This is a genomic window from Enterobacter sp. JBIWA005, assembly GCF_019968805.1.
Lineage (GTDB): Bacteria > Pseudomonadota > Gammaproteobacteria > Enterobacterales > Enterobacteriaceae > Enterobacter > Enterobacter vonholyi.
This window is the reverse complement of record NZ_CP074159.1, coordinates 1,996,185-2,021,552: the sequence shown is the minus strand read 5'-3', so window position 1 is coordinate 2,021,552 and position 25,368 is coordinate 1,996,185. Positions and strand designations below refer to the sequence as shown.

Annotated in this window: 24 protein-coding genes; 12 read left to right on the top strand and 12 right to left on the bottom strand. The window is 57.9% G+C overall.

Going from position 1 to position 25,368, the window contains the following annotated elements:
• Positions 1-270 precede the first annotated feature (270 nt).
• Both asr and KGP22_RS09625 read left to right on the top strand, forming a co-directional pair.
• Positions 271-645, top strand: a complete 375-nt coding sequence (asr, locus tag KGP22_RS09630; RefSeq protein WP_032668244.1) for an acid resistance repetitive basic protein Asr — start codon at positions 271-273, stop codon at positions 643-645.
• A gap of 279 nt (positions 646-924) precedes the next feature.
• Positions 925-1,746, top strand: coding sequence for a serine protease (locus KGP22_RS09625; RefSeq protein ID WP_223582026.1), 822 nt, complete (start codon positions 925-927; stop codon positions 1,744-1,746).
• Position 1,747: 1 nt separating this feature from the next.
• Here the strand turns inward: KGP22_RS09625 and KGP22_RS09620 are convergent, their stop codons facing one another.
• The 3 genes from KGP22_RS09620 to mdtJ all read right to left on the bottom strand — a co-directional run bounded on the left by KGP22_RS09620 (position 1,748) and on the right by mdtJ (position 4,672).
• On the bottom strand, positions 1,748-3,910 hold the full coding sequence (locus KGP22_RS09620) for a bifunctional diguanylate cyclase/phosphodiesterase (protein ID WP_149366785.1): 2,163 nt from the start codon (positions 3,908-3,910) through the stop codon (positions 1,748-1,750).
• Between the two features lie 83 nt (positions 3,911-3,993).
• Positions 3,994-4,323, bottom strand: coding sequence for a multidrug/spermidine efflux SMR transporter subunit MdtI (mdtI, locus tag KGP22_RS09615; RefSeq protein ID WP_045910373.1), 330 nt, complete (start codon positions 4,321-4,323; stop codon positions 3,994-3,996).
• Positions 4,310-4,672, bottom strand: coding sequence for a multidrug/spermidine efflux SMR transporter subunit MdtJ (mdtJ, locus tag KGP22_RS09610; protein WP_029739354.1), 363 nt, complete (start codon positions 4,670-4,672; stop codon positions 4,310-4,312). Before mdtJ ends, mdtI begins: the two co-directional genes overlap by 14 nt.
• Positions 4,673-5,093: 421 nt before the next feature.
• Here mdtJ and KGP22_RS09605 point away from each other — a divergent pair, with 421 nt between their 5' ends.
• On the top strand, positions 5,094-6,128 hold the full coding sequence (locus tag KGP22_RS09605) for an AI-2E family transporter (protein WP_111965717.1): 1,035 nt from the start codon (positions 5,094-5,096) through the stop codon (positions 6,126-6,128).
• 3 nt (positions 6,129-6,131) lie between these two features.
• Here the strand turns inward: KGP22_RS09605 and KGP22_RS09600 are convergent, their stop codons facing one another.
• Together KGP22_RS09600 and KGP22_RS09595 are read right to left on the bottom strand one after the other, a co-directional pair.
• Positions 6,132-7,079 carry a zinc-dependent alcohol dehydrogenase family protein gene (locus KGP22_RS09600; RefSeq protein WP_223582024.1) on the bottom strand — a complete coding sequence of 316 codons (948 nt, stop codon included), beginning with the start codon at positions 7,077-7,079 and terminating at the stop codon, positions 6,132-6,134.
• A gap of 25 nt (positions 7,080-7,104) precedes the next feature.
• Positions 7,105-8,130, bottom strand: coding sequence for an LLM class flavin-dependent oxidoreductase (locus tag KGP22_RS09595; protein ID WP_032651088.1), 1,026 nt, complete (start codon positions 8,128-8,130; stop codon positions 7,105-7,107).
• Positions 8,131-8,308: 178 nt separating this feature from the next.
• On the opposite strand from KGP22_RS09595, the gene yajD reads away from it, so the two are divergent.
• Entirely contained in the window at positions 8,309-8,656 is a 348-nt protein-coding gene (yajD, locus tag KGP22_RS09590) for an HNH nuclease YajD (protein WP_023617218.1), read from the top strand.
• A 35-nt stretch (positions 8,657-8,691) separates the two neighbouring features.
• Here yajD and KGP22_RS09585 read toward each other — a convergent pair whose 3' ends face one another.
• Entirely contained in the window at positions 8,692-9,477 is a 786-nt protein-coding gene (locus KGP22_RS09585) for a MipA/OmpV family protein (protein ID WP_223582022.1), read from the bottom strand.
• Between the two features lie 123 nt (positions 9,478-9,600).
• Between KGP22_RS09585 and KGP22_RS09580 the strand changes: the two genes are divergently transcribed.
• The 4 genes from KGP22_RS09580 (at position 9,601) to KGP22_RS09565 (ending at position 15,790) form a co-directional block, all read left to right on the top strand.
• The gene (locus KGP22_RS09580) at positions 9,601-10,296 is read left to right on the top strand and encodes a response regulator (RefSeq protein ID WP_223582019.1); all 696 of its coding nucleotides are present in this window, start codon (positions 9,601-9,603) and stop codon (positions 10,294-10,296) included.
• Positions 10,293-11,489 carry an ATP-binding protein gene (locus tag KGP22_RS09575; protein ID WP_223582017.1) on the top strand — a complete coding sequence of 399 codons (1,197 nt, stop codon included), beginning with the start codon at positions 10,293-10,295 and terminating at the stop codon, positions 11,487-11,489. The genes KGP22_RS09580 and KGP22_RS09575 overlap by 4 nt, the downstream gene beginning before the upstream one ends.
• Positions 11,490-11,567: 78 nt before the next feature.
• Entirely contained in the window at positions 11,568-12,716 is a 1,149-nt protein-coding gene (locus KGP22_RS09570) for an efflux RND transporter periplasmic adaptor subunit (RefSeq protein ID WP_223582015.1), read from the top strand.
• Positions 12,713-15,790, top strand: a complete 3,078-nt coding sequence (locus tag KGP22_RS09565) for an efflux RND transporter permease subunit (RefSeq protein ID WP_223582014.1) — start codon at positions 12,713-12,715, stop codon at positions 15,788-15,790. Before KGP22_RS09570 ends, KGP22_RS09565 begins: the two co-directional genes overlap by 4 nt.
• A gap of 22 nt (positions 15,791-15,812) precedes the next feature.
• Here KGP22_RS09565 and KGP22_RS09560 read toward each other — a convergent pair whose 3' ends face one another.
• The gene (locus tag KGP22_RS09560) at positions 15,813-16,580 is read right to left on the bottom strand and encodes an arylamine N-acetyltransferase (RefSeq protein WP_223582013.1); all 768 of its coding nucleotides are present in this window, start codon (positions 16,578-16,580) and stop codon (positions 15,813-15,815) included.
• Between the two features lie 96 nt (positions 16,581-16,676).
• Here KGP22_RS09560 and KGP22_RS09555 point away from each other — a divergent pair, with 96 nt between their 5' ends.
• Positions 16,677-18,131 carry a PLP-dependent aminotransferase family protein gene (locus KGP22_RS09555; RefSeq protein WP_149366777.1) on the top strand — a complete coding sequence of 485 codons (1,455 nt, stop codon included), beginning with the start codon at positions 16,677-16,679 and terminating at the stop codon, positions 18,129-18,131.
• Here KGP22_RS09555 and KGP22_RS09550 read toward each other — a convergent pair.
• Positions 18,103-18,987 (bottom strand): LysR family transcriptional regulator, encoded by an 885-nt coding sequence (locus KGP22_RS09550; RefSeq protein ID WP_223582012.1) that lies wholly within the window; start codon positions 18,985-18,987, stop codon positions 18,103-18,105. The genes KGP22_RS09555 and KGP22_RS09550 overlap by 29 nt on opposite strands.
• Before the next feature lie 135 nt (positions 18,988-19,122).
• On the opposite strand from KGP22_RS09550, the gene KGP22_RS09545 reads away from it, so the two are divergent.
• Positions 19,123-20,103, top strand: a complete 981-nt coding sequence (locus KGP22_RS09545; protein WP_149366776.1) for a nitronate monooxygenase — start codon at positions 19,123-19,125, stop codon at positions 20,101-20,103.
• A gap of 40 nt (positions 20,104-20,143) precedes the next feature.
• On the opposite strand, the gene KGP22_RS09540 is transcribed toward KGP22_RS09545, so the two are convergent.
• Positions 20,144-21,199 carry an SDR family oxidoreductase gene (locus tag KGP22_RS09540; protein WP_223582011.1) on the bottom strand — a complete coding sequence of 352 codons (1,056 nt, stop codon included), beginning with the start codon at positions 21,197-21,199 and terminating at the stop codon, positions 20,144-20,146.
• A 97-nt stretch (positions 21,200-21,296) separates the two neighbouring features.
• Here KGP22_RS09540 and KGP22_RS09535 point away from each other — a divergent pair, with 97 nt between their 5' ends.
• The gene (locus KGP22_RS09535) at positions 21,297-22,184 is read left to right on the top strand and encodes a LysR family transcriptional regulator (RefSeq protein ID WP_223582010.1); all 888 of its coding nucleotides are present in this window, start codon (positions 21,297-21,299) and stop codon (positions 22,182-22,184) included.
• Positions 22,185-22,267: 83 nt separating this feature from the next.
• Positions 22,268-22,537 carry a hypothetical protein gene (locus tag KGP22_RS09530; RefSeq protein WP_149366774.1) on the top strand — a complete coding sequence of 90 codons (270 nt, stop codon included), beginning with the start codon at positions 22,268-22,270 and terminating at the stop codon, positions 22,535-22,537.
• 12 nt (positions 22,538-22,549) lie between these two features.
• Here KGP22_RS09530 and umuC read toward each other — a convergent pair whose 3' ends face one another.
• The 3 genes from umuC to KGP22_RS09515 all read right to left on the bottom strand — a co-directional run bounded on the left by umuC (position 22,550) and on the right by KGP22_RS09515 (position 25,256).
• Entirely contained in the window at positions 22,550-23,812 is a 1,263-nt protein-coding gene (gene umuC, locus KGP22_RS09525; RefSeq protein WP_115874895.1) for a translesion error-prone DNA polymerase V subunit UmuC, read from the bottom strand.
• Positions 23,796-24,230 (bottom strand): translesion error-prone DNA polymerase V autoproteolytic subunit, encoded by a 435-nt coding sequence (umuD, locus tag KGP22_RS09520; RefSeq protein WP_111965702.1) that lies wholly within the window; start codon positions 24,228-24,230, stop codon positions 23,796-23,798. The genes umuC and umuD overlap by 17 nt, the downstream gene beginning before the upstream one ends.
• Positions 24,231-24,389: 159 nt before the next feature.
• Positions 24,390-25,256, bottom strand: a complete 867-nt coding sequence (locus tag KGP22_RS09515; RefSeq protein WP_223582009.1) for an aldo/keto reductase family oxidoreductase — start codon at positions 25,254-25,256, stop codon at positions 24,390-24,392.
• Positions 25,257-25,368 lie beyond the last annotated feature (112 nt).

Below are 25,368 nucleotides of genomic sequence, written 5' to 3'. Positions count from 1 at the left end.
GAGCCACCCTGGCACGTTCACCGGTCATGTCGTTACAGAGTAGCAAGGAACATGAAGTGAACGGAATGACCACTACAGCCGTATGTTCCCCCTCACCCCAGCCCGTACCCCCTCATGGGAGAGGGAGCCGTCTGTGCAGGACCCCGGCAATGTACATATGGTTACACGCCGATACCAATCACTCACGGAAACCCCGAATTTACAGGGATATAGTTATTTCAACGGCCCCGCAGTGGGGTTAAATGAAAAACCAAATTCGAGGGTATGAACATGAAAAAAGTATTAGCTCTGGTTGTTGCCGCTGCTATGGGTCTGTCTTCTGCTGCGTTCGCTGCTGAAACCACTGCTGCACCGGCTGCTGCGGCACCTGCTGCAACGACCACCGCGGCGCCAGCAAAAACTGTCCATCACAAGAAACATCATAAAGCCGCTAAACCGGCTGTAGAGCAGAAAGCTCAGGCTGCTAAAAAGCACCACAAAAAAGCGACCAAACCGGCTGTAGAACAGAAAGCTCAGGCTGCTAAAAAGCACCACAAAAAAGCGACCAAACCGGCTGTAGAACAGAAAGCTCAGGCTGCTAAAAAGCATCACAAAAAAGCAGTAAAACACGAAGCTGCTAAACCAGCTGCACAGCCAGCTGCGTAAGAGTACAAGCTTAACCGTGCCTTTCGGGGCACGTTGGTAAACCGGCGCTGAACCGGACAGGTTCCGCGCCGTTTTTTTTATCCGGAGGGCGTATGCTGCGACGCTATCGGTTTGAGCTGATTCTGATCCTGCTTATTTTATGCGCGCTCATTGCCAGCCATTTTTATCTTTCCTGATTGTAGCACGCTGATTTTACTCCCACTTTAGCGCTGTCCCGTCTATAGTATTTTCATAGGGTTCACTTTTAATAATCATAATTACCCCCCACCAGAGTGAGATATGCGTAAATCTGTTGTGTTGTTACTGGGAACGTTTGGTCTTTTTTCTGGATTCTCACATGCGGATGATGGCGGTGATGACACCATTAGCGCGAAAGAGCTAAAGACGCTTTTTTTCAATCATGACGACCGCACGCGCGTCGCCGATCCCACCCAGGCGCCCTGGGATGCTATAGGTCAACTGGAAACCGCCAGCGGTAACTTATGTACTGCGACGTTGATCACCCCTCAGCTTGCCCTGACGGCAGGCCACTGTCTGTTAACGCCGCCAAACGGCAAGCCGGATAAAGCGGTGGCCTTGCGGTTTGTGTCGCAAAAAGGGACCTGGCGCTATGAAATCCACGGCATTGAAGGCCGTGTCGATCCGTCTCTCGGCAAACGCCTGAAGCCGGATGGTGACGGCTGGATCGTGCCACCGGCGGCCGCCTCATGGGACTTTGGCCTGATCGTTTTACGCTACCCCCCTTCCGGCATTACGCCGCTGCCGTTATTTGACGGCGATAAAGACGCACTCACCGCCGCCCTGAAAGCCGCCGACCGAAAGGTGACGCAGTCCGGCTATCCTGTCGACCATCTGGATACGCTTTACACCCACACCGACTGTATTGTGACGGGCTGGGCGCAAAACAGCGTACTTTCGCACCAGTGCGATACGTTGCCGGGTGACAGTGGTTCACCGCTGATGCTGAAAACAGATAACGGCTGGCAGTTGATTGGCGTGCAGAGCTCTGCACCGGCGGCGAAAGATCGCTGGCGCGCAGATAACCGGGCCTTGTCCGTGACCGGTTTTCGCGACAAGCTGGAAGCGCTGGCACAGCAATAAATCAGCATCGTCTGACCTGATGCAGTGCCCTGATTGACTCAATCGGCATCGGCTGGCTGAACCAAAAACCCTGCAGTTGATCGCAGCCAGCCAGCCGCAGCAGTTTCATTTGCTTCTCGGTTTCCACCCCTTCGGCGACCACCGCCATCCCCAGCGCGTTGGCGATCCGCACCGTGCCGCTCACCAGCGCGGCTGCCTGTTCATCGTTGTCCACCAGCCCGGCCAGGGATTTATCGATCTTGATGGTGTCGAAGTTAAAACGCCGCAAATAGCCAATGCTGGAATAGCCGGTGCCAAAGTCATCCAGCGCCACCGCAGTACCCAGCGCTTTAAGATTGGCTATTGCCATGCGGGCACGATCCGGATTTTCCAGCACATAGCTCTCCGTTACCTCAAGCTGCAGCCGGTGGGCCGGGAAACGGGTACTCTCCAGCACGCTGGCCACTTTGTCTTCGAAGGCGGGATCGCGAAATTGCGCGGGAGAGATATTAACGGAAAGCTTTAAGTCACCGTATGGCTGGAGATCCTGACAGGCGCGCTGCAACACAAACTGGCCCAGTTTGTAAATCAGACCGCTGGTCTCCGCGATGGCGATGAAGGTATCCGGGCCCAGCGGCCCTTCCGGGCGACGCGGCCAGCGGACCAACGCTTCGACGCTGCTCATCGTCTGAGTGCGGGCGTCTACGATCGGCTGATACCAGACCTCAAACTCATCGCGCTCCAGACCGCTACGGATCTGATTTTCAATCGCCAGCTTGCGTTCCCGGACGCTGTTCAGCTCCGCATCGTAGTGGGTAATCCGCCCTTTCCCACTCATTTTGGCGTGATACATGGCAATATCGGCGCGGCGAAACAGTTCTGAGCTGGTGCATTCAATCAGAGTTCCGCTGGCGATACCGATGCTGGCCCCGATATGGATCGTGCGTTCCCCCAGCTGAACCGGGGTGGCGAGGAAATCCAGCACCGAAACGGCAAAGGCGGTGGCTCGGGCCTCTGCATCATCACCGCCGATTGTCATGGCAAACTCATCCCCGCCCATGCGGGCCAGCATCCCGCCCGGCGGCACCCGTTCACTCAGCGTTTTCGCAATCGCTACGATGAGATCGTCCCCCACGCTGTGGCCGTAGATATCATTCACATCTTTAAAACCATCCAGATCGATAAACACCACGCTTTTGACGTCGATATCTCCGCGTAAGCTCACCCGATCCAGCGCCTCGATAAGCGCTCGCCGGTTCGGCAGATGGCTTAACCAGTCCGTTCTGGCCACCAGACGTGCCTGGCTTTCTCCTCGTGCAAGCTTGTACAGCCCCACGCTGCTCACCAGAATAAAGAGCAGGATCAGGGCCGATGCCAGCACAACAATCTGCGTGATATCAGAGGATGCCGCCCGGGCGGCCTGCGCCCCCGGAAGCCGCGCCTGCCAGTTCAGATAGCCCAGCAGCTCCCCAGCCGAACTGCGCAGCGGCATACTCATCTCGTTAACTTTATCTGGCGTAAAGTGAAGGTTATCGATCTGAAAGGTCGCCCCCAGGTCGGATAAGATTCTGGCGTTCAGATGACGGGTGATCACCAGATAGCGGCGCGTTCCGTCGGTAACCTGTAATCTCCCGACCATTGGGCGAATCAGCCCAATGCCCACAAAGGCGACGCCGCTTCGCGTTTTGCTGATCCCGGCATAGATATTTTTATCGCTTGATAAGGCGCGCGCATGCTGAGCAATAAGGGCTTTCAGCCCCTCACCGAAAAAATCGAGATTCGTCTCCTGAAAAGGCTGACTTTTAAACGATCCCCAGAGGACGTTGAAATGTTCATCCAGCACGAAGGTGCCGTCATAGAGGTTATTAATTTTAAAGCCGGTGCCCCAGGTGTCGTACAGCCAGTCGGTATTAAGCGTGGGACGGTAGGCTTCCCGCACAGCATCGTCCCAGACGGCGTTGTCAAGCACCAGAGATGAGACGCGGTTAACCGATGTCTGAATAGCCCCCTGCACGGAAAGCGCCGTGCGGTGTTCATCAATTTCATTAGTTTTGGTGCTGATAAGATTCAGGGAAAGATAGAGGAGTGCGACGACGGAGATGATTAAGCCGATGCCCGCCATAAAGACCATGGCAAACAACGTTCTCGCATTGGGAATATTGCGCCAGCTTAATGTGCGATACATCAGCCATCCTCTTCATGTTTTGCTTTTCTAAGCGTAATACAGGCAGCGAATTTCGCTGCCTGTAAATCATGGATTGAGGACTGTCAGGCGAGTTTTATCATGATCATGCCGGCAAGCAGCAGGATGAGCCCCATCCAGCCCTTGTTATTTAAGCGCTGGCCAAAGAGCACCCAGCCTGCAGCCAGCGTGGCGGCGATACCAAAACCGCCCCACAACGCATAGGCGACCGAAAGATCGATACCTTTTACCGCCTGGGACAGCGCGCTGAACGCCCCCAGAACCGCCGCAATCGACATCAGGCCGTAGAATTTACGACGAAAACCATCGGAGAATTTCAGCAGAACGTTCGCCAGGATCTCAAGCACGATGGCGAACCCCAGCCAGGCCGCATGAACCCACTCAAACTGTTGCATGGTTCTGCTCCTTCTGCTGTTTGCCAGGTTTACGGGTACCGGACTTAATCAGCACAATACCCGCGACCAGCGTCGTTAAACCGGCGACCTTCATTGTTGTTAATGTTTCGTCAAATATCAGCACGCTGAACAGCGTAATCAACAAAATACCGATCCCCTCCCACAGGGCATACGCGACGCCCAGCGCAATTTTTTTCACTGCAAACGAGAGGAAAATATAAGACAGTGAAATCATCACCAGCATCAAAATAAAACCGGTGTTGCCATCGCTGACGCTAGCCCACTTCATAGACAGCGTGCCGGTAATTTCAGCGATAATAGCCAGCGCTAATAAAATCCAGTAAAACATGTTTTTCTCCTGCTTGAGAATATAATCCATCGTGGCCCGCTGCGTGCAGCAAACCCAAAAATACGAATTGAAATCAGACAGCTAAGCGCTTAGCGCCAGCTCAGGCAGAAGAAATGACTATAGTGCGGTGCGCCAGTGTTGCTCACCAGAAAGCAGGCAGAAAGAAGTGGAGTATACAGCAGTATTGTTTGAAGAGTACGTCCTGAACATATTGTCCATAAAATTACAATTATCCGCGTTGTTGCTTCTCGTCTTTGCGGATGAAAATTGTCCTCGGTAGTTAAACACACCGAATTTGTACCATAAGCCAGGATTTTACTCAAAGTCTTTGCAATTCTTTACCCACTCCGTTTGATTTTGGTTAGTTTATTGCAAAGCCTTTCACCTTTATTATAAATATAAAGAAAATTTCGGAGTCACCATGGCTAAACCCATCATTACCCTGAACGGGTTAAAAATTGTCATCATGCTGGGCATGCTGGTGATCATATTGACAGGCGTGCGCTTCGCCGCCGACATTATTGTGCCCTTTATTCTGGCCCTGTTTATTGCGGTGATCCTCAACCCGCTGGTGCAGCGCATGACGCGGCTACGCATTCCGCGCGTGCTGGCTATCACGCTGCTTATCAGCATCATTATTGTGGCGATGGTGCTGCTGGTGGCTTATCTGGGTACCTCGCTCAATGAACTGGCGCGAACGCTGCCAAAATACCGATCTTCGCTCGCTATCCCCCTGCTGCAGCTAGAACCCTGGCTGCAGCGGGCGGGTATCGAAGTCTCGGTGGAAGAACTGCTGAAATATATCGACCCCAACGCGGCGATGACGATCGTCACCAGCCTGCTGGCGCAGCTTTCCAATGCCATGACCTCCATTTTTCTGCTGTTTTTAACGGTGGTGTTCATGCTGCTGGAGGTGCCGCAGCTGCCAGCAAAGCTGCAGCAAATGATGGTCCGTCCGGTCGAAGGAATGGGGGCGATTCAACGCGCGCTGGACAGCGTTTCCCGCTATCTGGTACTGAAAACCGCCATTAGCCTGGTGACGGGCGTTGTCGTCTGGTTGATGCTTCTGGCGCTGGACGTTCGCTTTGCGTTTGTCTGGGGGTTGCTGGCGTTTGCGCTCAACTACATTCCCAACATTGGCTCCGTGCTGGCGGCGATCCCCCCTATCCTCCAGGTGCTGGTTTTCAGCGGGCTTTATGACGCGCTGATCCTGCTTGCCGGATACCTGGTCATCAATCTTGTGTTCGGTAACATTCTTGAGCCACGCATGATGGGTCGTGGCCTGGGGCTCTCCACGCTGGTGGTCTTTTTGTCCCTGATTTTCTGGGGCTGGCTGCTCGGGCCCGTTGGGATGCTGCTCTCCGTCCCGCTAACCATTATCGTCAAGATTGGTCTGGAACAGACGGCAGGCGGGCAAAGTATCGCCGTGCTGCTGAGCGATATGAGCCATAAATAGCGCTCAGTCCTCCATCGACAGGAGGGGCTTGCGGGTCCTTCCACCTTCACGATAAGCGCTGAGCGCCCTCTGCCAATCCGCCAGCGGGTAAACCGTAACGTCGCTGTACTCACTGTCGGGCAACATCCGCCAGATGCGATCGAACTCCGCGCGCCACGCCTCAACGCCGAGCGCATCCAGACCGTTTCGGATATGGAACCACGCCACGCGCGGCGCAGGGCGCCGCTGTGTGAAGGCTTGCCCGGAGAGCAGCCCATAGCAGACAAACGTACCCTGCTCGGGCATCACGCTGAGGATCGCTTCCGCAAGCGGTCCGCCGGTGGCATCGTAGACGATATCGCTACGGGCGGCGACGATGCCGATTCTGTTTGCGTCATGCTGCGCGACAGGCGTAATGCCCATCGCCTCCAGCCGTTCAGCATGCACGGCAGAACGGTGAATGCCGTACACCGCTTCCGCCCCCGCCTGACGCGCCCACTGCCCCAGCAGAATGGCGCAATCCGATCCGGCAGCCGTGAGCAAGACCCGCTTTCCGCGCGGCGGGTAGCGGGTCAGCATCATCTGCGCCGCCAGCGGGTTGATATAGGCCCGCGCGGCCAGCTGTGCGTCGACGGTATCCGGAACGGGTATCGCATACTCTGCCGGGCAATCAACATAGCGCTGCCAGGTTCCCTGACCGCGCAGCGGCAGGACGTGCTGACCCACCAGATGCTTAAACGAGGCGGGCGCCTCGATGACAACCCCAACACCTTCATACCCCGCGATCGCCGGTAACGGGGTTCGGTGGCGATAGGCGCCGGTGATGGGAATAAGATCGGACGCGTTCACCGGAGAAAACAGCATCCGCACGCGGAGCTGTCCCGGCGCAAGCGCGCCCGGGGGCGTGGTTTCAGGTTGCAGAACGGTTTCTGGCTCGCCAAAACGGCGATACCAGAGGGCCAGATTTTCCATTACGATCTCAAGGCTGATAGCGGAACTACTCGCGCCAGCCCATTGCCGGTGCGACATGCTTGAGAATAGACTCAATCACGTGCGCATTATAATCCACACCCAGCTGGTTCGGTACGGTCAGTAAGAGCGTGTCCGCCTCGGCAATTGCCTCGTCTTTTTTCAGCTGTTCAACCAGCTTGTCCGGCTCCGCGGCATAGCTGCGCCCGAAGATGGCGCGCGTTTTCTCATCAAGGTAACCCACGCTATCGCTGTCGTTGCGGCTGGCACCGAAATACATCCGGTCACGGTCGTCCATCAGCGCAAAAATACTGCGGCTGACCGACACCCGCGGCTCGCGCGTATGCCCTGCCTCTTTCCAGGCCTGACGGTACGCGCGAATCTGTTTTGCCTGCTGAATATGGAACGGCTCACCGGTTTCATCGTCCTTCAGGGTTGAACTTTGCAGATTCATTCCAAGCTTTGCGGCCCATACGGCCGTCGCATTGGAACCTGCGCCCCACCAGATACGCTCGCGCAGCCCTTCAGAATACGGCTCCAGGCGCAGCAGCCCCGGCGGATTCGGGAACATTGGCTGCGGGTTCGGTTTGGCAAACCCTTCCCCACGCAGCACCTCAAGCAGCACCTCGGTATGACGGCGCGCCATGTCCGACTCGTTTTCCCCTTCCTGCGGGACATAGCCGAAATGACGCCAGCCATCAATAACCTGCTCCGGGGAGCCGCGGCTGATGCCGAGCTGCAGGCGACCGCCGGAAATCAAATCCGCCGCGCCCGCATCCTCGGCCATGTACATCGGGTTTTCGTAACGCATGTCGATCACGCCGGTGCCGATTTCGATGGTTTTCGTTTTTGCGCCAATAGCGGCCAGCAGAGGGAACGGCGAGCTAAGCTGTCGGGCGAAGTGGTGCACGCGGAAATAGGCGCCGTCTGCCCCCAGCTCCTCAGCCGCCACGGCTAAATCAATGGACTGCAGCAGCGTGTCTGCCGCCGAGCGCGTGCCCGACTGTGGCGAAGGCGTCCAGTGACCAAAGGATAAAAATCCGATCTTTTTCATAACCATTTTTCCTGATAATACGTTGCGTTCTGTCCACTTTACGCATTACCCGATAAGAATAAATGCCGTTTATTTAACGGAAAGCATCAAATAAATTGACAGAATAGCGTGGTTCTTCATTCCGCCCCATAATGGGATATAATCTTCCCCACTCTTTTCATGGCAGGTAAAACCGGCAATGGCTTTGATCCCCAAAAACTACGCGCGGCTGGAAAGCGGCTATCGCGAAAAAGCATTAAAAATCTATCCATGGGTGTGTGGACGCTGCTCGCGCGAGTTTGTCTATTCCAATCTTCGCGAACTCACGGTGCACCATATCGATCACGATCATACCAACAACCCGGAAGATGGCAGCAACTGGGAGCTGTTGTGCCTGTTTTGCCACGATCACGAGCATTCAAAATACACCGAAGCGGATCGGTACGGCACCACCGTGGTCGCCGGGGAAGACGCGCAAAAAGACGTGGGCGTCGCCACGTTTAACCCGTTTGCCGATTTAAAGGCGATGATGGATAAGAAGAAGTAATCCTCTCCCTCTCGCTCACATCGTGATCCACGAATTTAGAATGTCCAGGTGATAGCGGCGGTTGCAGACCCCTCATTACGCCGCAGCACTATCGGGCTGTCATTTGCATGGTCGCCAAGCCAGGTATAGTCCGCGCTCAGGACCGTCCCCCAGTGGGCATCGAACTGATGGCTCCAGGTCAGGCTGGTGTCGACGCCGTAAAATCCACCCGGCGCAGCATAGCGGCGATAGCCGGTGCGGCGGCTCTGCTGCTCGCTGACCCCATACCAGGTATTCAGGTAACGGCTGTCGCCAAACAGGGCCGCAGACTGCAAGGCGATCGTGTCCTGGTTATTTTGTACCGGGATCAGCGTAACGGAGGCCTGATAGCTTGCCCCCTGGCTGTCGGTTAACGGCAGCGTCGCTTTGCCTTCCATACTCAGCCATGCCGCGGCCTCCCAGCCGACGGCAAGGCCGGTATTCAGGGTGGCATCAATGTCCCCCATCCCTTTCAGGTTGTTTGCACCCTCACGCCAGCCTGAATTTTTATCAGCCCTTCCGGGGTCGTAGCCCAGCGTGTGTTCGAAATACCAGCCGCTGTCGTTTTGCAGGTCATATCCCACCCCTTTTTGCGCATCAACAAAGAAAGCGCCTTTGCGTCCCTGCAGCACAGGAACCACCTGCCACACCTGCTTGTCTGAGCCTGAGTAACGCGGGGCGTATTGCCCTCCCAGCCCGACGGTTAGGGAATCGGAAGCGGTGCCATCATCCGCCTGCACGTCGGAAGTCACGACCATCAGAAGCGGGACGGACATATACAGGACTTTATTTATCGCTATCATACTGCTCTCCATACAGACGCTGGCGTCTCCTGATACAGGACGGCCACACAATGTTGGCGCAGTATGATTTGGCTGAATCAATGAATCGTCGGGATAGTGTTAAGAAATGGTCAAGGTGAACGGATGTTGTCCAGAAGAGTGCTGATTATTGAAGATGACGCCGATGCGGCTGGCGTGCTCGAAGCCTATTTAAGGCGGGAAAATTACGACGTGACCATTACCGGGGACGGTCATTCCGGGCTGGATATGGCACAGCGGTGGAAGCCAGACCTCATTCTGCTGGACGTGATGCTGCCGGGGCTTAACGGCACCGAAGTGCTGGCTGGCCTGCGTCGTAAAAGCGATGTGCCGGTGATTATGGTCACGGCCATGGGGGATACTCCCGATCGCATTGGCGCCCTGCGGTACGGTGCCGATGATTACGTTGTGAAGCCTTATCATCCGGGCGAAGTGGTGGCGCGGGTGCAGGCGGTGCTGCGGCGCAGCAGTAAAAAAGAGACAGACGACGAGATCCTTCGCTGGCAAACGCTGGCGGTGGATGTCGCCGCCATTGTGGCGAGCGTGGATAACGGCGGCGACGCGCCCGTGATGCTCGATCTTACGCCAACGGAATTCTCGCTTCTGGCAACGCTGCTGCGCTCGCCTGCACACCCGTTTTCCCGCCAGTATTTACTGGAACACTGTTTGCCGGAAAGCGAGGCGCTGGAGCGCGTTGTCGACACCCATATTTATAACCTGCGTAGAAAACTCGAAGCGGTGGGCATCTCCGGCGTGCTGATCAACGTTCGCGGCGTGGGTTACAGGTTCAGACAGCCATGATAAAAAACCGGCACTCCTCTCTGTGGCGCTGGATTTGCGCGCGCATCCTGGCGCTGGCTATCGGCAGCGTGATCGTCATTGCCACCTGCATGTGGCTGCGCTATGCGGTCCAGAACTACTGGATCATGGGCAGGATGCCACCGGCGGTCCGGCAGGAGTTTCTGACGCTCAGCCAGAACCCACAGGCCGATCCGGCCCGCTTCCACAGCATTGTGGATACCTGGTGGGGGCTGAGCTATTCCACGCCATCCATCGCCTCAGCGGACTGGGTCACGGTGGCCCTGCTGGTGCTGGTGATGATCCCGTTTATCGTGGTGATGGGGCTCAAACACGCCCGACCGCTGGCGCTGCAGTTCAGCCGCCTTCGCGATGCCGCCAAAGATGTCGCCGACGGGCAGTTTGGCCGTCAGGCTGAACTCGTCAAGGATGCGCCAGCGGAAATGGTCATCTTTGCAAACGACTTTAACTCCATGACGGGGCAACTCGCCCGCTATGAAAAAGAGCTCCGCGCCTCGCACGTCGCGATGGCGCACGAGCTGCGCTCGCCCCTGACGGCCGCCATTGGTCGTCTGCAGGGCATGTTGGACGGCGTGTTTGATGCCAGCCCGGCACAGCTGGGCATGGTGATGAAACAGCTTCAGCATCTTAATCGCCTGACCGATGAGCTTCACCTTCTCTCGTTAGCGGACGCGGGAAATCTGGTGCTGGAAGAGCAGGCCTTTTCTCTGGATGAGCTTATTCAGGAGCGGGCGGCCTGGATCATGCCGCAGGCCGAAGCGAATCATTTTACGATTACGCTGCGTAACCCGCGTACGTGCCCGTTCAGAGGCGACGCGTTCCGTATGGGACAGGTTGTTACCATCCTCATGGAAAATGCGCTACGTTACGGGCGCGAGGGCGGACATCTTGATGTGGCGCTGCGTTACGCCAGCGGGCGTTACACTCTCGACTTTACCGATGACGGGCCGGGCGTTTCGCCCCAGTTTTTACCGGAAATGTTTAAACGCTTTAGCCGCGAGGAGCAGTCCCGCGCGCGGCATTCCGGCGGTAGCGGCCTCGGATTGTCCATCGCCCGGGCGATTTGCGAGGCGCATGGGGGGGAGATTAACGCGTCATTACCCGAAACCGGCGGCCTCGCCGTGCGCATTTTATTGCCCTGGCACCCGTCCGGTAATGAAAATTTCCACTCTTGATACAGCCTTGACAGAACATCGAATCTTTCTCGACGTAGCGCGCATTTAATAACGCCATTCCCTTTATGGAGCGGCGTTATGTCAGACGAATTTTTTCTCTCCCTCCGCCACTGCCTGCATCATTTGTACGGCGTGGCGCGCACCCTTTCCTGGCTGCATTTTCTTCCCCTGGCCCTGCTTGCGCTGGCGATTTTTCCGCTGACCGGCTGCGGTGATGAACACGAAAACAAACCTGACCCAGTGCGTAAGGTACGCTACGTTGTCGTTGGCACCCCCCAAACCCTTCCCGCGCTGGAAAGAACCGGTGAGATCCATGCCCACGATGAAACGACCCTGAGCTTTCGTACCGGAGGCCGGGTACTGACGCGCAGCGTTGATATTGGCGACCGGGTCACTGCCGGACAGCTACTGGCCACGCTTGACGATACGACCGGGAAAAACCAGCTCGACAGCGCCGCGGCCGACTATGAAAGCGCCAAAGCCTCTGCCCAGATCGCCGCGCTTAACGTTAGTCGAATGCAAAAGCTCATGCCAACGGGTGCTATCGCCCGCACGCAGCTCGACAGCGCCCGTGCGGACTGGCTTGTCGCCCGCGCGCGCTTAAAAAGCAGCGAGGCCGCGTGGCGAAATGCTCGCGAAAGCCTCGGCTGGACGCGCCTGATCGCCCCACAAGCGGGCGTCATCACGGCCGTGAGCGCCTCAGCGGGGCAGGTTGTCAGCGACGGCCAGTCCGTGCTGACTCTGGCGACCGGGGAAGCCCGCGACGTGGCGTTTGATATTGCCACGCCCGATGCGATTCCGCCTCTGGATAAGACAGCATTGCGGGTTTCCCTCCTCAGCGACCCGTCGGTACAGGCCTCTGCCGTACTGCGGGATATTACCCCGCAGGCCGATCCTCAGACCCGCACCTGGCGCGTCAGAGCGACCCTGCAAAACCCGCCGGAGGCCATGGCGCTTGGTGCCAGCGTCACCGTGACGTTGCCCTCCGCCGCCCCGCACGGGTACGCGCTTCCCGCGTCGGCGCTGACCCGCGTCGGCGACAAACCGGCCGTTTTTGTGATCGCTTCACAGTCGCGGGCGCAGCTGCGCGCGGTGGTGCCCGCGAGCTATACGGCCACCTCCGTCATGATTGCCTCCGGCCTTGAGCCCGGCGACAGGGTGATTACGGCGGGCGTGAGCACATTACGATCCGGCGAGCCGGTGATGGCCGGAGAGGTTCAGCCATGAACACAGGATCGGAAACCAAATTTAACCTCTCCGCCTGGGCGCTGAAGAACCAGCAGATGGTCAGCTTTTTCATGCTGCTGGTGATTGCGATGGGCGTGTTCTGCTATGAGAAGCTGCCGCGTAACGAAGATCCGGCATTCACCATTAAAACGGCCGTCGTCTCCGCGCAGTGGCCGGGAGCCTCCGTGACGGATACCACCCGCCTGCTGACCGATACGCTTGAAAAAAAGCTGCAGGAAACGCCCTGGCTGGATTATCTCGAAAGTGAAACCCGTGCCGGACGCACCGTTATCCACGTCAACCTCCGTGACGATACGCCCCCGCAACGCGTGCCCGATATCTGGTATCAGGTTCGCAAAAAAATGCAGGACATCGCGCCGTCCCTGCCTGAAGGGGTGCAGGGCCCTGCCGTGGACGACGAGTTTGACGACACGTTCGGCACTATTTATGCCTTTATTCCCGACGGTTTTACCCTGCGGGAGGTGCGGGATCGCGCAGAGACAATACGTCGCGAGCTCATGTCCCTGCCGGATATGGGTAAGACCACCCTGCTGGGCGAACAGCAGGAGCAGTGGGTCCTCGCCTTTTCTCCGGCACGTCTGGCCGGTATGGGGCTCGATATTCAGGAAGTTGCCGACGCCCTCCGGGCGCAAAACGCGGTTGTCCCGGCTGGCGTTATGCGAACCGGGCAGGAGAACATGGCGATAAAGGTCAGCGGAGCGCTCACCACCGAAGAGAGCTTACGCGCCGTCACGCTGCACGTTAACAATCGCTATATTCCGCTGACCGATATTGCCACCGTCACCCGTGAAATCGCCGAGCCACCGGCTCCGGCCTACCGGGTGAACGGCAAGCCGGCTATCGGGCTGGCGGTGTCGATGGCGCCGACAGGCAACATGCTTCGTTTCGGCGCTGCGCTGAACGCAAAAATGGCGACCCTCAGCGCCGGGCTGCCGCACGGTATCGAGATGGTGAAAGTTGCCGATCAGTCCGCGGTGGTGAGTGACGCGGTAAGCGGGTTTATCCGGGTGCTTATCGAAGCCGTTGTTATCGTGCTGGCGGTTTCATTTGTCTCGCTGGGTTTACGGGCCGGACTGGTGGTGGCGACGGCCATTCCGCTGGTGCTCGCCATGACGTTTGCCGGCATGATGCTCGCAGGTATTGGCCTTCAGCGTATCTCGCTCGGGGCGCTGATCATCGCCCTGGGCCTGCTGGTGGATGACGCCATGATCGCCGTCGAAACGATGGTCTCCCGGCTGGAAGCGGGGGATTCCCGTCGGCACGCGGCCACCTATGCATTCAAAACGACGGCCTTCCCGATGCTCACCGGGACTCTGGTAATGATTGCCGGTTTTATTCCCGTTGGTTTTGCGGCCTCCAGCGCCGGTGAATACTGTTTTTCCCTCTTTGCGGTGGTGCTCATTGCCCTGCTCTGCTCCTGGGTTGTCGCGATCTTGTTTTCGCCGCTAACGGGTACGTGGCTGCTGCCGGAAACAGTCAGACATCACGCGGCAGAACCCGGAAGGATCGCGCGCGGGTACGGACGGCTTTTACGCCTGGCATTGCGTCACCGAGTCGCTACCGTGCTGCTCGCCCTTTCCGCGCTGGGGCTGTCAGCGTACGGCACGACGTTTATGCAGGGCGAGTTTTTCCCCGCCTCGGACCGGCCCGAGCTGCTGGTCAGCCTGACGCTTCCGGCCAACGCGTCGCAGCCGGAAACGCTCAGAGAGGTGGAAAAGCTGGAAAAAGCGCTGGCCGACAACAGCAATATCGATCGCTTTTCGACGTACGTTGGCTCAGGCGCCATCCGTTTTTACCTGCCGATGGACGTGCTGCTGGAAAATGAAAATATCGCCCAGATGGTTGTGGTCGCGAAGGATCTTGCGGCGCGGGATCGTCTGCACGCACAGCTCAACACGATCCTGGCGACGCAGTTTAGCGACATCATCACGCGCGTGTCGCCCCTTGAGCTGGGGCCTCCCGTCGGCTGGCCCATCAAATACCGGGTGAGCGGGCCGGATTATCTGCAGGTCCGGGCGTTTGCGAACCTTCTCACGGACGCGATTGGCCGGTCTTCGTTCTCACGCGACGTTAACCAGACGGCCGGAGAGCCTGAAAGGGTCATCACCCTTAAGGTGAATCAGACGGCGGCCAGGGCGGCGGGAATATCGTCCGAAAGCCTCGCCCGCACGCTGAATACCGTCTGGTCCGGCAGCGTCATCACCTCGGTCAGGGATAATGACCGTCTTGTCGACGTGGTGCTGCGGGCCGAGGACAGCGCCCGCCACAGCACCGCCACCCTCTCCTCGCTCACGATTCAGGGGAATGACGGTAAAAAAATTCCGCTCAGCGCCGTCGCGACGCCGGTCTGGGGCGTGGACGATCCGGTCATCTGGCGCCGCCAGCGCGTGCCCTTTATCACGGTGCAAACCGACCTTGCCCCGGGGCTGAAGGCTGAAGCGGTATCCGCCGCGCTGCGTCCGACGGTGGATAAACTGCGCGCGAGCCTGCCCGCAGGTTACAGCATTGAAGAAGGCGGCGCGGTCGCCGAATCGGATAAGGGTAACAGCTCCGTCTTTACCGTTCTTCCGGTGACGCTGGTCATCATGCTGTTGCTGCTGATGCTCCAGCTGCGGCGATACTCCCGGATGCTGCTGGCGCTCCTGATGGCCCCGTTTGGTTTACCGGGGATCGTGCTGGCTATGCTGCCCGGCGGCACGCCGATGGGGTTTGTCGCGCTGCTGGGCGTCATCGCCCTCGCGGGGATGATCGTACGTAACGCGGTGATATTGATTAGCGAGGTTGACAGCAATCTGGCTCAGGGGATGGCAAATGATGCCGCAATTATGGCAGCGGCGGAGCACCGGGCCAGACCCATCTGTCTGACCGCCTGCGCCGCCATTCTGGGCATGATCCCGATCTCTCACCAGGTTTTCTGGGGTCCAATGGCCTATGCCATTATCGGCGGGCTGCTGGCTGCGACGCTGGTGACGCTGACCGTGTTACCCGCGTCGTTTAGCCTGCTGTTACAGCGGGGAGCTCAGCGCAAAGCCGCAGAAGACGGACCGCGCTGAGGCCCTACCTTTCACCGGCAGATTACGCGGCGGTTAGCGCAAAACGGTCTTTCAGGACATGGCGGATTTCATCCTCCGCCAGTTTCCGCGTTTCAGTGCCGTTCGCCGTAATGGTTTTCAGCATATCGCCCAGTAAAATCTGGCGTCCCTCCGGGCTGTGCTGCACCACCACCCGCTTCTGCACAAAGATGGCATCCGGGTGCGTGGAGTTAAGGTAGTTGGCCGGAACGAAGTCAATCCATTCCTGAGGGGTGAGATCAAAGCCGTACTGCCGGGCCCACTCTCCCTCAACCTTCGCCTCAAGCCGATACTCTCCCTCCGCACTGCGGCTCAGGCGAAACGTGTCGAAATCCTGGGTGATTTCCACGTCAAGCGTGTCCAGCGCCATTGGCGCGCGGATGCCGTAGCTGCCGAACCCGAGATCGCAAAGCCACTGGCGGCTCTCCACCTCGGCGATGAGCGCCATATGGGTTTTCGGCCGCCGCGCGGGGTAGAACATCGGGCGCGCCGCCACAAAACGGTAAGGTATCCCTAACGCCTCCAGCGCCATCGCAAAAAGCCCGTTTACCTCATAGCAGTAGCCGCCGCGCCCTTTCTTTAACACCTTATCGGCAATCTCGTCTGGCGCCAGCGAGACAATTTTGCCCGCCTGCACGTCCAGATTTTCGAAGGGAACGGAAAAGAGCTGATGACGCATCAGCGCATGCAGGGTGGCCGTATCAGCAGCCGCCGGTCCGGTGTAGTTTATGCGCTTGAAATAGGTGGAAATGTTGAAATTATCGCTGTGCATAATGCCTCCTTGTCCTGAACATGCCGGACACTATAGATGGCACACATCATTGGCTGTATAGTCAGTTTCATCGAAAATTAGCCTGAACAGTTATCCATGTCTGCGCCGTACCACTCCTCTCCTCACTATCGCCGTATTGCGGATATGCTGCGTCTTACCATTACGTCCGGCGCGCTGCGCGCCGGTGACAGGATGATCTCCGCGCGCAAACTGGCCGAACGCGAGCGCGTTAGCCTCCCGACGGCGCTGGAGGCCCTTCGCTGCCTTGAGGCTGAAGGGCTGATCGTTGCGCGTCCGCGTTCAGGCTATTACATCCGCCAGACCAGCCTCCCTCCGCGCGTGGAGCCCGCGCGTTCCTCACCCGGCCCGGTCCCCGTCACGATGTCCGCCGTGGCCCGGTCGCTGTTCAGCAGTGCAGAAGCCCGGCTGATCCCGCTGGGCGCCGCCCTGCCCGATCCCACGTGGCTGCCGGGAGATGCGCTGCAGCGGGCGTTACACTCTGCGGGCCGTCGTCTGGACGCACATGGACAGAGCTACAGCCTGCCTCCGGGAAGGCGGGATTTGCGAAGTAAAATTGCCGCGCGCTCTGCGCAGTGGGGAGCCCGTTTCAGTGCGGACGATCTCATTATTACCGCAGGCGCGACGCAGGCGCTCCGCCTGGCCCTTCGGGCCGTATGCCAGCCGGGAGATGTGGTGGCGATTGAGCAGCCCGCCTACTTTGGTACGCTCCTGCTGCTGGAGGATTTAGGCCTGAAGGCCTTAGCGGTCCCCACCGACCCTGCAGAAGGCCTGCTGCTGGAACCGCTGGCGGACGCCATCCGCTGCCACCGCCCCGCGGCCGTTCTGGCCTCGCCCACCGTGCAAAACCCGTTGGGTGCCAGCATGCCCGTCGCGCGCAAGCAGGAACTGGTTGCTCTGCTTGAAGAAGCCGGTATTCCTCTGATTGAGGACGACGTTTACGGTGACCTGGTCGGCGAGGGGCAACGCCCTCCGGCCTGCAAGGCATTCGACCAGAGCGGAAATGTGATCTACTGCAGCTCCCTGTCTAAAACGCTTGCGCCGGGGTGGCGAATCGGCTGGATTGCCGCCGGACGCTACTCCCCGCAGGTCTTGCAGGCCCGCATGGCCGGAGATTGGGCCGGTGCGCCGCTGCTGGAAGCGGCGACGAGCGACGTCCTGGCGAGCGGCGACTACGATCGTCACCTGCGGCGGCTGAAGCGGCGGATCGCAGAGGGCGTTCGCGCCGTCGTGGCACAGGTCAAGGCGAGCTTTCCACCCGGTACACACGTTAACGTGCCCGCTGCCGGTTTCCTGCTGTGGGTCGAACTTCCTCCGCAGGTCAACGCGCTGGAGGTGCATCGTCGCGCGCTGGCGCTGGGTATAGGCGTCAGCCCTGGCCCCCTGTTTTCCCCTGCCGCCGAATTAACGCACTTTCTGCGGCTGAACTGCGCAAACGAACCCACGCCCCGCCTGCTGAACGCCGTGGAACAAATTGGTGCGCTGTGCCACGAGCTGGCCGTTTTCACACAAGACTCTCCAGCCACTCGGTAAAAACCCGCACCTTGCGGGATAGGTGACGGTGTGGATAGAGCAGTGACAGCTTGCGGTCCGGCGAGCGATAGCCTGGCAAGACCTCAACAAGCAGGCCGCGGTCTATATAAGGCTGGAGAAAAAGATTCATCCCCTGCATTAACCCCAGCCCGGCCAGGCCTGCCGCGATGTAGGCCTCGGAGTTATCCACGACAAGCTTACCGGCCAGGGTAATCTCCGCGACGCCTTCTGGCGTGGTAAACGTCCACGGATGAATGTGTCTGCTGCGGTTATTAATCCAGTTGATGGCCTGATGCTTGCGTAAATCATCCGGCGTTTCTGGCACACCGTGTTTTGCCAGCCAGGCCGGGCTGGCGCAGGTCGTGATTTTGATATTCCCGATTTTACGCGCAATATAATCGCCGTCCTCCAGCTCACCCACCCGCAGCACGCAGTCCAGTCCATCCCGCAGCATATCCCGACGGCGGTCAGAGCTGCTCAGAATGATGTCGATCCCGGGATGCTGACGATAAAAGTCAGGCAGATTGGGTATCACCCGCAGCGTTGCAAACGAGACCGGCATATCGACTCTAAGCTGGCCATGTATTGCCCGATCCGTACCAAACGACTCCAGTAATTCGTCCGCCTGCGCCAGCAGAGGCTTACTCCGGCGATAAAAGGCTTCTCCATCCGGCGTCAGGCTAATCCGACGCGTGGTGCGCTGCAGGAGCCGCGTGCCGCTGTGTTGCTCAAGAAGCTGCAGCGCTTTGGTGACCGCCGGGCGATGGACCTGCAGATTCTCCGCCGCCTGGGTAAGACTGCCTGACTCGACAATTTCAATAAAAATTCGAATAGATTCAAAGAGGTTTATTTGCATAAGGGATGTTTTTGCCGCGAGCAGGATAAGGTGATTGTTATTAATTTTATAACAGTGATGAATATTTTTGGCTATTTTTCCTAACAATACTGCGCCCTACACTCTTCCCCATTCAAACGTAAGGGAGAGTCTGCTATGAAAAATAACCGTATTTGTCAGATCCTGGGTATCGAAAAACCTGTTATTCAGGGACCATTATCCTGGCTTACTGACGCCCGCCTGGTCGCTGCGGTCAGCAATGCCGGAGGGCTCGGCGTGCTGGGGCCCAACGCTGGGTTAACCGCCGATACCGCGGTTTCCACGCCGGAAGAGACCGCCGAAAAAATGCGTGAAGAAATACGAAAAACCAAACGGCTGACCGAAAAACCGTTTGGTGTGAACCTGATCCCTACCGCCGTTAATGACGTCTGGACAGGGCCTATTCTTAAGGTGGTAAAAGAGGAAGGCGTCAGGGTCGTGGTGTATACGGGTTATGGGGAAGGCAGCATTATTCCCTCGCTGTTCAATGAGTTAAAAGAGGCAGGTATCGCCATTGTCTACCGCGACATCAACCCAACGCCGGAAAACACCCGTCTCGCAGAAGAAATGGGGGCAGACATTATCGTCGCCACCGGTTTTGACGAGGGCGGAACATTGCCCGCAACGGTGCTTGGCACCTTTTCCATCGTGCCGCTGATTGCCGATGCCGTGAAGCATATCCCGGTGATGGCCGCGGGCGGCATTACCGATAATCGCACCGCCAGAGCGGCGCATGCGTTAGGCGCTGAAGGCGTGTTTGCCGGTTCGGTCTTTATCAGCAGCGAAGAAAGCCGCGTGCCGCAGGGAGTCAAAGAGAAAATTGTTGCCGCCAACGGCCTGGACCTGCTGCTTTTCCGGACCGTGCCCCATTACTACCGCTCTCTACCCGGCAAGCTGGCGGAAAAACTGGCGGCGATGGATAAAGCAGGCGCAAGCAACGAAGCGCTGGGCAAGGCGATGGGAGGATTACGGGGCCTGCGCCTGGGCATGCTGGAAGATAACACCGATGAAGGCTATATTGCGCTCGGCACGGGGATTGGGAACATCCACAGCGTGAAAAGCGTGGCCGAGATCGTCAATATGTTAGCGGTTGAGTAAGCCCCAGGCGTCCTGACGGTTATCAGGACGCCCTGTGTTCTCAGGGAATAATCCGCGCGGCTCTCAGCTGCGCAAACAGGCGGAAAAACATCTCATCGGTCGCCTGCATTTGCGTAAAGCCCGTCCTGCGCAGCTTGCTCCCGTCACCAAACATGTCGTAATTCCAGCTAAAGACAAAATCGGCAAAATGGCCGTCGCTCAGCTGCAAAATATCCGCTTCCGCCAGCCGCTCTTCGGCAAGCTCGCGCCATACGCCGCGATAGTCGTTAAACAGCTGATGAAATGACAGCCTCACCGGCGGCGCAGAGTCCAGTTCAAACCAGCGTGCGATGCGTGGCCACAGCTCGCTCCAGCGCCAGATATCACCATTGTTTACGTTGAAGGCCTGATTCTGTGCCGCAGATGACGCGGCGGCCCACAGCGTGGCCTCGGCCAGCAGCCCGGCGTCGGTATGATCCACAATGCTGTGCCAGGTCTGTTCTGAACCGGGAAAACGCAGCGGTAAACCCAACGCCTTGCACAGGGAGGCGTACAGGGCGATGCTCAACGCAAGGTTCATGGCATTGCCCGGCACCGCGCTCCCCACCACGCCCGGCCTGATGGCATTCCAGTGCCAGCGTTTTCCCCGCTGAAACTGGCTGAGCCACGTGAGCTGTGCGGCGTTAAACTCGGCCCCCGGCACGCCGGGATCGCTTTCCCGCGCCGGGGTTTTAAACGGCCCCAGATGCGCGCCGTAGACCTTGTACCCCTGCATCAGGCTTATCGTCTGCAAAGGTGCCGCTGTTTCGAGGGTGCTGACCAGATTGCGCAGCATGGTGACGTTCGGCTCAACCATGTCCGTCCAGTTCGCCGCGTTCGCCCAGGCGCTGTAAAAGATGTGGGTGACACCGTTCAGGGAGCGCAGCGCCCGGGCGCTGTCCTGTTCATCCAGTAAATCGACCTTGACCATCGGAATGCCGTCAGGATGCAACCCGGCATGACGGCTAAGGCCAATCACCTCCCACTGATGGTTCAGGAGCGTGTTGACCAGCTGCCTGCCGACAATGCCGCTGGCGCCCGCGACCAGGGCGACGTTGTGTTGCTGCCTCTTACTCATGGTGTTTCTCCGTAAAGGGTGACAGCCACAGTGTGATATATTATTTTTTCTGCAAATACTCCCTGAAATCGATGGCACTTATAAGCAGAATCATTAAATGAATAACAAGCTCACCGCCATTTCTACCTTTCTACGCGTCGCTGAAGCGGGCTCGTTCTCAGCGGCCGCCCGTCAGACCGGGATTAAGCAGTCCGCCGTCAGTCAACAGATCGCGGCGCTTGAGGAAGCGCTTGGTGTGGTATTGCTGCACCGAACGACGCGTACGATGAAGCTGACCGAACAGGGTGAACGTTACCGGCGTGATATGCAGCTTGTGCTGGACGCCATGGGGGAAGCGGAGAGGCGTTTACATCCTGCCGATCATAGCGTTCAGGGACGCGTCCATGTCCAGTTACCGAGCGGCCTGGGTCAGATCTTTTTACCGCATCTGCAGGCGCTGCAGCGCCTGCATCCCGAACTGCAGCTGATGATTTCTCTCGATGACCGCCTTGCCGATCTGGTGACGGAGGGCGTGGATATCGCGATACGGCTGGGCAGCGAGCCTCCGCAGGCGCATGCGGCTCGCGTGCTGGGGCGTATTGAGGCGGCGCTGTTTGCCGCTCCCGATTTTCAGGCGGTACACGCCGTCAGCGAGCTGGCGACGCTCCCACACGTGCGGTTCAGCGGCATTCCGCTGGATGCCCCCCTGCGCCTGATTTCTGACGAGGAAACGGTCGAGGTCAACGTGAATACCGTTTTCCGTGCCAACACCAGCGACGCGCTGCTGCAGGCGCTGGAATCCGGCATGGGTATCGGCGGCATGCAGCGACCGCTCGTGGCCAGAGCGCTGCAGGTGGGCACGCTGGTACCGGTGCTGCCCGACTGGCGGTTACCCGATCGCTTCCTCTATGCCGTTTATCCTGATGCCCGCTTTATTCCGCAGCGCGTCAGAAAGGTCGTCAGCGTGATTGAGCAGTTACTGCCTGAAATAATAAAGAAATGCTGATGATTCCCCCCCGTAAATTACGTGCATTTTTCAACCGCCAGGAATAGAGTATTTTTACCGTATCCCCTTTTTCTGGAGCTCTTATGCCGGAGTACTGTTTTTTCCAAAAAGGCCCAAACCTCATAGCAATCGAAAGCGCAAACACCGATGCGGCTGCACAGCTCATCGCCCAGGGGTTCGAAAAACAGTTCGAGGAGATCGGCGCCGCGGATGAAAAAGAGGCGCTTACCCGCCTTGCCGATATCCGTAAAAATAACGAGATCGATCGCCATAACTTCCTGGCCGGTGCGGGCGAAATGCCGCTGATCGGCGCGCTGGCGGCTGCGGCAACCTGGTTGATTCAAAAGAAATAACGCAACGATACTCTACCTCGCCACCGGCAAATCGGCGTACCGCGTTGTATAGGCCGGTGACAACATTTCCCGCTTCATCGCCCACGGTTTCTCAATACCCTGCCCGGCAAACCATATCTTCCCTTTGCCGGAATGATTCAGGCTGTCGATCGTTTCCATCAGCGCCGCGCTGTTGGCGCGCAGGCGATTATCGTCAAACAGGTTAAGCTGGGCGACGCCGCTGCTGAAAAAGTCCGCCAGCATGACCCCGGCCTTCATATAGCGATACCCGTCGAGCCATATCCGCCCCAGCGCTTCCGTGGCGGCGCGGATGATATCGCGCGAGTCATTGGTGGGCGTCATCAGGGTGACCGAAGCCTGATTGCCGTAATAAATTTCGTTGTCCGCATGCGGGCTGGTGCGCACAAACACGCTGATAAAACGACAGTATTGATGCTCGCCGCGCAGTTTCTCTGCGGCGCGTTCCGCGTAGGCGCAAATCGCCTGGTGCATTTCCTCGTACTGCGTAATACGGTGTCCAAACGAACGGCTACAGATAATTTGCTGCTTCGTGGGGGTGAACTCCTCCAGGTCAAGGCAGGGCTCACCGCGAAGCTCGCGGGCCGTACGCTCCAGCACCACGTTAAAATGTTTGCGAATGACCCACGAGGAGGCCTCCGCCAGCTCCAGTGCCGTGGTGATCCCCATCGCGTTGAGCTTTTTCGTGATGCGTCGGCCTACCCCCCACACCTCCTCTACCGGAACCTTTTCCAGCAGTTTACGCTGCCGCTCGCGGCCTGAGAGATCGACCACGCCGCCGGTGCCGGACCACCGTTTCGCCGCATAGTTGGCCAGCTTCGCCAGCGTTTTGGTCGGGGCAATACCGACGCCAACGGTTAAGCCCGTATTTTTAAAGACCTGCGAGCGCATCTGGTGACCAAACGCTTCCAGTGACAGGCAGTGACTGACCCCTGAAACGTTCACGAACGCCTCATCAATGGAGTAAATCTCTATTGCCGGGGCGAGATCGGTCAGCGTCTGCATTACCCGACTGCTGAGATCGGCATACAGCGCATAATTCGAGCTAAAGACGTAAATTTTTGACGGATATAGCTTTTCTTTGAATTTAAAATACGGCTCACCCATTTTTATGCCGAACTGCTTTGCCTCCCGCGACAGTGAAATAATGCAGCCGTCGTTATTGGAAACCACCACGATGGGCTTCCCCTCCAGATCGGGGCGGAAGACCCGCTCGCAGGAGGCGTAGAAGCTGTTCACATCAACCAGCGCGAACATGTTTATGCGTTTTAAGCGTGTGGGTGACGACGCCGAAGATCTGCAGCTCCTCTTCGGACTGAAAGGTAATCGGCTGATAGCGGACATTATGTGGCAACAGTCTCAGAACCGGGCGCGTCTGTAGCTCCTTCACCGTAAACTCACCGGCGACCGACGCCACGACGATATCTCCGTGTTCGGCATTTAACGAGCGGTCAACCACCAGCAGATCGCCGTCGCCGATACCCGCCCCAATCATGGAGTCTCCACTCACCTTAATAAAATAGGTCGCACTGGGGTGCCTTACTGCCAGCCGGTTAAGATCGAGACGATCCTCCACATAATCCTGTGCCGGGCTGGGGAACCCACAGGCAACACGTTCTAAAAATAAAGGTAATTCAATGATTTGTTTTGGTTGATAAGAAAAGAGAGTGTCCATAATGCCTTTCTCGCCGAATGCTGTATATAAATACAGTATTACGGATTGTGGACAAGGATCAAGGTCATTTCCGGAAGCGAACCCAAACGCATTGAAGTGTCAGAAGATTTAAAACGCGCAAAGCCCGGAAGCGCATGTCGGGCTTTGCGCGTGTGACGATCAGTCCATCAGCGTATTCAATGTTTCCAGCGCGTCAGGCGGCAGCTGCAGTTCCCCCGCCGCGAGGTTTTGCCGCAGATGCGCCACGGAAGAGGTGCCCGGGATCAGCAGAATATTCGAAGAACGCTGCAGCAGCCATGCCAGCGCAACCTGCATTGCCGTGACGCCCAGTGAATCCGCGACAGCCTTCAGCCCGGAAGATTGCAGCGGCGTAAAGCCTCCCAGTGGGAAGAACGGCACATACGCAATCCCCTGCTGCGCGAGCAGATCCACCAGCGCGTCGTCACCCCGGTTCACAATGTTGTACATGTTCTGCACGCACACCACCGGCACCATCTTCTGCGCTTCTGCAACCTGGGTGGCCGTGACGTTGCTCAGGCCAATATGCCGCACCAGCCCCTGCTGCTGTAATTCTGCCAGTGTGGAGAGCGGTTCAGCAATCGACCCTTCCGCAGGCCCGTGTGCGCTAAACATGATCCGCAGATTCACCACGTCCAGCACGTCCAGCTGCAGATTACGCAGGTTGTCATGCACCGCCTGCGTCAGCTCCTGCGCGGAAAAGGCCGACAGCCAGGCGCCTTTGTCGTTGCGACGGGCGCCAATCTTGGTGACGATCGTCAGATCGTCCCGGTAAGGATGAAGCGCCTCGCGGATCAGCTGGTTGGTGATATGAGGACCATAAAAATCACTGGTATCAATATGGTTCACCCCCGCCGCCACCGCTTCGCGCAGCACGTCCAGCGCGGCCTGCTTATCCTTCGGTGGGCCAAAGACGCCCGGCCCGGCGAGCTGCATCGCACCGTAGCCCAGCCGATTAACCGTCCGCGTCCCGAGCGCGTATGTCCCGCTTTTATCAATGCTGATCATGTTAACCTTCCTCATAAAAATGATCCGGATTTACAACAGGTTCCTCACCGGAGCCCTTAGTTAAGCGCGAGTTAAATTAAAGTTTAAATTCTATACGACGATAGTATTGGTG